We start from the raw sequence: 5,932 nt of genomic DNA, 5'->3' as shown, positions 1-5,932 counted from the left end.
CAGCTTGGAGGAGGTCAGAGCGCTCTTTGATCCACTCCTGGCGGACTGAGCTCAGACGCTGAGGAAGCGATTAACCACGTCCTGACTGAGCTCACCGGTGGGACCGCTGGCCACGATGCCCCCCCGTTGCATCGCGTAGTAGCGATCGGCCTGGCGAACGAAGTGCAGGTGCTGCTCGACGAGCAGAACACCGATGCCGGTCTCAGCAATGATCCGGCGCACCGCGGACTCAATGTCCTGCACGATGTTGGGCTGAATCCCTTCGGTGGGCTCGTCCAACAGCAGGAGCTTGGGCTGCCCCAGCAGGGCACGGGCAATCGCCAACTGCTGCTGTTGACCGCCGCTCAGGTCCCCGCCCTTGCGGGGTAAAAACTCCCTCAGGATCGGGAACAACTCATAGACGAAGGGATCAATGCGGCGATGGCGGGCCAATCCTCCGGGGAGGGCCTCCATGCCGAGCATCAGGTTCTCCTCAACCGTCAGCTGCGGAATGATCTCGCGCCCCTGGGGGACGTAGCCCACACCAGCGCGGGCCCGTTGGTGGGGCGCCTGGCGGTCCAGGGCCGCACCGTTGAACACGATCGTGCCCTGACGGGCCCGCAGCAAACCGATCAGGGACTTCAGCAGGGTGGTTTTTCCCACCCCATTGCGGCCAATCAGGCAGACCATCTCCCCGGCATTCACGGTGAGATCGACATCGCGCAGGATGTGGCTCTCGCCGTAATAGGTGTTCAGCCCGCGGATCTCCAGCAGGGCGGTCATGGGTGTTCCTCCTCTGATGTTCCGAGATAGACCTCAATCACCCGGGGATCGGCCTGCACCTGATCCATCGTTCCCTCGCAGAGGACGTGGCCCTGGTGCAGCACCGTCACGGGACTCTCCAAGCGGCGGATGAACTCCATGTCGTGCTCGATCACCAGCACGGTGTGATCACCAGCGAGGGACTTGAGCAAATCGGCCGTTAGGTCGGTCTCCTCATCGGTCAGGCCCGCCACCGGTTCATCCACCAGCAGCAGATCGGGGTCCTGTCCCACCAGCATCGCGATCTCCAGCCATTGCTTCTGGCCATGGGAAAGCGCCCCGGCCTGCCAATCGGCGCGGCTCTGCAGGTTGACGATGCCCATCAGGTGTTGAACCCGATCGCGCTCCCCTGAACCGAGACCGCCAAACAGCAGGGGCCAGGGCTGCTTCGGCCGGCTGACCGCTAAGGCCAGATTCTCCTGAACGCTGAGCTTCTCAAACACCCGCGGGCTTTGGAACTTGCGACCAATCCCCAACCGGGCAATGCGGTGCTCCGCGCGGCCCACCAAGGAGCGGCCCTTGAAGACCACATCCCCCTCCGTCGGAGCGGTCTTGCCGGTGATCACATCCAAGAAGGTGGTCTTGCCAGCCCCATTCGGGCCGATCACCGCCCGCAGCTCCCCGGGCTGGAGGCTGAGATTCAGATCGCGCAGGGCCAGAAAGCCGTCAAAGCTGACGGTGATCTGGCTCAGCTCAAGCAACGGTGCACTCATGGCTGAACCTCCTCTTGTCCTTCCAGTTCCAGTTGCGGGTAGGTCCCCATGCGCCGGGCGACGCCCAGGCGCGAGAGCAGGTTGCGGGGGCCGTCGCTACGCCACCAACCGATCACACCCTCCGGCAGAGCGGTGACCACCAGGATGAACAGACCGCCCTGGATGAACAGCCAGCTCTGGGGCATGGCTTCACTCACGAGGCTCTTGGCGTAGTTGATCGCCACGGCACCCAAGATCGCCCCCACCAAGGTTCCCCGTCCGCCAACGGCGACCCAAATCACCATCTCGATCGAGAAGGGAACGGTCATGTACTGAGGCGAGACAATCCCGGATTGCACCGTGTAGAGCGCTCCGCCGATGCCGGCCAAACCACCGGCAATCGCGAAGACGATCGTCTTGAACAAGGTGGGATTGAATCCCGCAAAGCGCAGCCGCGGCTCGTCGTCGCGAATGGCGATCAACACATCGCCGAAGCGGCCGCGGACCACCCAGCGCACAAAGGCCCAGGCCGCAATCACCATCAGGGCGGTGAACCAGAAGAAGCCGCGCTGCATCTCTGGTGAACCCACCATCTGACCAAACAGCTGGGTCACATCGGTCTTGAGACCGTTGGTGCCGTTGATCAATTTCTGCTGGCCGTTAAAGAAGTTGAAAAAGACCAGCAGGGCCGCCTGGGTCAGGATCGAGAAGTAGACCCCTTTGATCCGGTTACGGAAGACCAGGTTCCCCAGAACAGCGGCCAACACCGCGGGGATGAGCCAGATCGCCACCAGGGTGAACAGGGGCGAATGGAACGGAACCCAGAACGCCGGGAGTTGCTTCACGCCGTAGAGACCGAAGAACTCCGGAATCCCATTGGGGAAACCCGCTGAACTATTCAGCTGCAGATACATGGCGGCCGCATAGCCCCCCAAGGCAAAGAAGATGCCCTGCCCAAGGCTGAGCAACCCCGTGAAGCCCCAAATCAGATCGATGCCCAGGGCGACGATCGCCAAGGAGAGAAAGCGTCCCAGCAGGTTGAGACGAAAGACGGGAAGGACCGCCGGAGCCGCGACGATCGCAGCGATGATCACCACCCAAAGCAGCAGCTTTGGCCAGCGGGACTGTTGAAGGCGTCCAAACATTGGTTCAGGCCTCCACCATGCGTCCCTTCTGCGGGAACAAGCCCGCGGGACGGAATTGCAGGAAGAGCACGATCAGGGCGAAGACCATCACCTGGGCCATGCTCGTGGTCGCAAAAAACTTCACCGTGGCGGCCAGCGGCGACGGCATGGCCGGCCAGAGGCTGAGCAGACGGCCGGCGCCGATCAGATCGGTCAGCCAACCAATCGCGAAGGACGCCAGAACGGCGCCAAAGAGGTTGCCGACGCCGCCCAGCACCACAACCATGAAGCAGCCCACGATGTAAGAACCACCGACGTTCGGCCCAACCGAACCCAACAACGAGACAGCCACACCAGCGATCCCCGCCAGTCCAGAGCCGATGCCAAAGGTCAGGACATCGACCGTGTCGGTGGGAATGCCCAGGCAGTCGCTCATCGTGCGGTTCTGGGTCACCGCGCGTATGCGTGTTCCCCAAACGCTGCGGTTGAGGAACAGGGTGACGCCCAGAACAGAAACCACCGTCATCGCGATGATCACCAACCGGGGCACCGGCAGGGTGAGATCGGCCCACTCCAGGCCGCCGCGCATCCATTGGGGCGCAGTCACATCAACGTTGCGGGAGGTCGCCCGGGCAATCCGCGAGATCTGGGAGGCCAGTCCACCGGCCAACAGCACCCCGGCAAGCGCCGAGGTAGCCCAGCAGCCGGCACGCACCAGCCGCGCCCGCGGGCCTTCGAGCAGGGGGGCCGGCAAGAGCAGCGGCAAGCTGAAGCCCACCACCAAGGCGAGAACCACTCCAGCAGCCGTCGCCAGCGGAACACTGCGCACAAACTGCTGGAGGATCAGGCTCACGCCCCAGGTCGCCAGCAGGGTCTCCAGGGGATTGCCGTAGAGACGGCGAATGACCGTGCGCTCCAGCAGGATTCCGACAACGCCGCTCACCACGAAGGCCAGCGGAATCGCCACCAAGACATAGAGGTTGTAGACGGGCTCAAAGGCCGGCAGCTTGAAGATCAGCTGCACGACGTAGGTCGTGTAGGCGCCGAGCATGATCAGCTCGCCATGGGCGAGGTTGATCACCCCCATCAAGCCGAACACAATCGCCAATCCAAGGGCGGCCATCAGCAAGACCGAGCCGATGGCCACTCCGTTGAAGAGGCTTTCAAACAGCAATTGCACGGAAATCCGAAGCGGGGCAGCAAGGGAGAAAGCAGAAAAAGAGGAGCCCCCGGAAGGACTCCTCCATCAGTCAGAGCAACCGGAAAGGGCGATCAGAGCTTGTAGCGCTCACCCTTCTTGGCGTCCGTCCAGTCGCAGGCGTAGCCCTTGGAGCTGGGCTCGTACTGGTTCCAGGCCTGGGGAGCCACAGGACCATTGGTGGACTGGAGGATCTTGAACTGACCGTCCTTGGTGATCTCACCGATGCGCACGGTCTGGGAGAGGTGGTGGTTCGGCATCACCTTGACCTTGCCCTGGGGCGCATCGAATTCGATACCAATCAGGGCTTCGCGCACCTTGTCGTCATCGAAGCTGTTGGCCTTCTCAACGGCGGCCTTCCAGAGGTAGACCATGTTGTAAGCCGACTCCTGCGGGTCAGCGACCATGCGATCGCTGCCGTACTTCTTCTTGAAGTCAGCGGCGAACTTCTTCGATGCCGGGGTGTCGATCGACATCATGTAGTTCCAGGCGCCGTAGTGGCCCTCAAGGAACTCAGGTCCAATGGTGCTGATCTCTTCTTCCGCGATGGAGTAGCTCATCACGTAGTAGCCATTCGCCGGAGTCAGACCGGCGTCCTGGATCTGCTTGAAGAAGGCAACGTTCTGGTCACCATTGAGGGTGTTGATGATCACACCGCCGTTGGGCATCGCCTTTTTGATCTTGGCGATGATCGGAGCGACCTCGGTGTTACCCAGGGGCAGGTAGTCCTCGCCAACCACCTTGCCGCCCAGGGACTTGAGCTGCTGCTTGGTGATGGTGTTGGAGGTGCGGGGGAAGACGTAGTCGGATCCCACCAGGAAGAAGGGCTTGCCAGCGGCAGGCGACTTCTTGAACATGAACTCAGTTGCAGGCTCCGACTGCTGGTTCGGAGTTGCACCGGTGTAGAAGATGTTCTTGGAACACTCCTGACCTTCGTACTGAATCGGGTAGTAGAGGAACGCGTCCTTCGACTCGTAGACCGGCAGCATCGCCTTTCGGCTTGCTGACGTCCAACCACCGAAGACCACAGGCACCTTGTCCTGATCGATCAGCTTTTTGGACTTCTCAGCGAAGGTCGGCCAGTCGGAAGCGCCGTCTTCAACGATGTATTCAATCTTGTATTTCTTGCCATCAACGGTGACACCACCGGCGGCATTGATCTCATCAATAGCCATCTTCTCAGTGTCCACCAGAGTGGACTCCGAGATCGCCATCGTGCCGGTCAAGGAGTGAAGAATCCCGACCTTGACCGTGTCGTCGTACTGAACATTGGAGGCAGAATCACCACCACCACAAGCCACCAGGCTCAGAGAAGTGGCGAGAGCCGTTGCACCGGTCAGCAGACGCAACGAAGACTTTCGCATCAAAGGAGATGCCATAACTTTGAATCAATGAAGGCCGCCGCCGTCGTTCAGCGGTGCGAGGAATGTATTGATCGAGGCAGGCGCTCACGGGTAGCAACAAGCACCGAATCGGCAATTGCGAGACTGATCAGACTCGCGGCAATTCTCCTGAGGATTCACCACCCTTTGCGCCGTATCAACGGCCACCAATCGGCGGCTACTTCGGTAGCTGTTGCAGCAAAAACGCCTCGACCTGCTCGAGGCCCTCGCCGCTGTGGAGGTTGGTGAAGCACCAGCTCCGGCCCGAGCGCATCCGCTCGGTGTCACGCTCCATGACCTCCAGGCTGGCCCCCACCATCGGAGCCAAATCGATCTTGTTGATCACCAGCAGGTCCGAGCGGGTGATGCCGGGCCCTCCCTTGCGCGGAATCTTGTCGCCGGCGGCCACGTCAATGACGTAGATGCAGAGGTCCACCAACTCCGGACTGAAACTCGCCGCCAAGTTGTCGCCGCCGCTCTCGACCAACACCAGATCGAGATTCGGGTAGGCCGCCTCGAGGTCCGCGACGGCAGCTCGATTGATCGAGCAGTCCTCCCGGATCGCCGTGTGGGGACAGCCCCCGGTTTCCACACCGCGAATGCGGCCGGGCTCCAGAGCGCCAGCGCGGGTCAGGAACTGGGCGTCCTCCTGGGTATAGATGTCGTTGGTGACCACCGCCAGCTCCAACCGATCGCGAAGGCGCCGGCAGAGGGCTTCGACGAGGGCGGTCTTAC

6 protein-coding genes are annotated in these 5,932 nt (G+C 61.7%); all 6 read right to left on the bottom strand.

Annotated elements, in window-relative coordinates; translation table 11 throughout:
• Window positions 1-51: 51 nt before the first annotated feature.
• A complete protein-coding gene (gene urtE, locus QZ186_RS11080) occupies window positions 52-762 on the bottom strand; it encodes an urea ABC transporter ATP-binding subunit UrtE (protein ID WP_010313728.1) in 711 nt (236 codons plus the stop codon).
• Window positions 759-1,514 carry an urea ABC transporter ATP-binding protein UrtD gene (gene urtD / locus QZ186_RS11075; protein ID WP_296416830.1) on the bottom strand — a complete coding sequence of 252 codons (756 nt, stop codon included), beginning with the start codon at window positions 1,512-1,514 and terminating at the stop codon, window positions 759-761. Before urtD ends, urtE begins: the two co-directional genes overlap by 4 nt.
• Window positions 1,511-2,638, bottom strand: coding sequence for an urea ABC transporter permease subunit UrtC (gene urtC / locus QZ186_RS11070; protein WP_296416828.1), 1,128 nt, complete (start codon window positions 2,636-2,638; stop codon window positions 1,511-1,513). The genes urtD and urtC overlap by 4 nt, the downstream gene beginning before the upstream one ends.
• A 4-nt stretch (window positions 2,639-2,642) precedes the next feature.
• Window positions 2,643-3,797 carry a branched-chain amino acid ABC transporter permease gene (locus QZ186_RS11065; RefSeq protein ID WP_247476711.1) on the bottom strand — a complete coding sequence of 385 codons (1,155 nt, stop codon included), beginning with the start codon at window positions 3,795-3,797 and terminating at the stop codon, window positions 2,643-2,645.
• A gap of 92 nt (window positions 3,798-3,889) precedes the next feature.
• Window positions 3,890-5,179, bottom strand: a complete 1,290-nt coding sequence (gene urtA, locus QZ186_RS11060) for an urea ABC transporter substrate-binding protein (RefSeq protein ID WP_296416825.1) — start codon at window positions 5,177-5,179, stop codon at window positions 3,890-3,892.
• Between the two features lie 196 nt (window positions 5,180-5,375).
• Window positions 5,376-5,932: urease accessory protein UreG (gene ureG / locus QZ186_RS11055; RefSeq protein WP_296416823.1), on the bottom strand; the 557-nt coding region annotated here is incomplete at its 5' end.

The sequence above is a fragment of the Vulcanococcus sp. DEBay_Sum29NL08_54 genome (assembly GCF_017859255.1).
In the GTDB taxonomy this organism is placed as follows: domain Bacteria; phylum Cyanobacteriota; class Cyanobacteriia; order PCC-6307; family Cyanobiaceae; genus Vulcanococcus.
This window is presented reverse-complemented; position numbering and strand designations above follow the sequence as displayed.

Excerpts from the sequence above, each read along its gene's own strand:
- urtE (WP_010313728.1), bottom strand. The coding sequence starts at position 762 with ATGACCGCCCTGCTGGAGATCCGCGGGCTGAACACCTATTACGGCGAG.
- urtD (WP_296416830.1), bottom strand. The coding sequence starts at position 1,514 with ATGAGTGCACCGTTGCTTGAGCTGAGCCAGATCACCGTCAGCTTTGAC.
- urtC (WP_296416828.1), bottom strand. The coding sequence starts at position 2,638 with ATGTTTGGACGCCTTCAACAGTCCCGCTGGCCAAAGCTGCTGCTTTGG.
- urtA (WP_296416825.1), bottom strand. The coding sequence starts at position 5,179 with ATGCGAAAGTCTTCGTTGCGTCTGCTGACCGGTGCAACGGCTCTCGCC.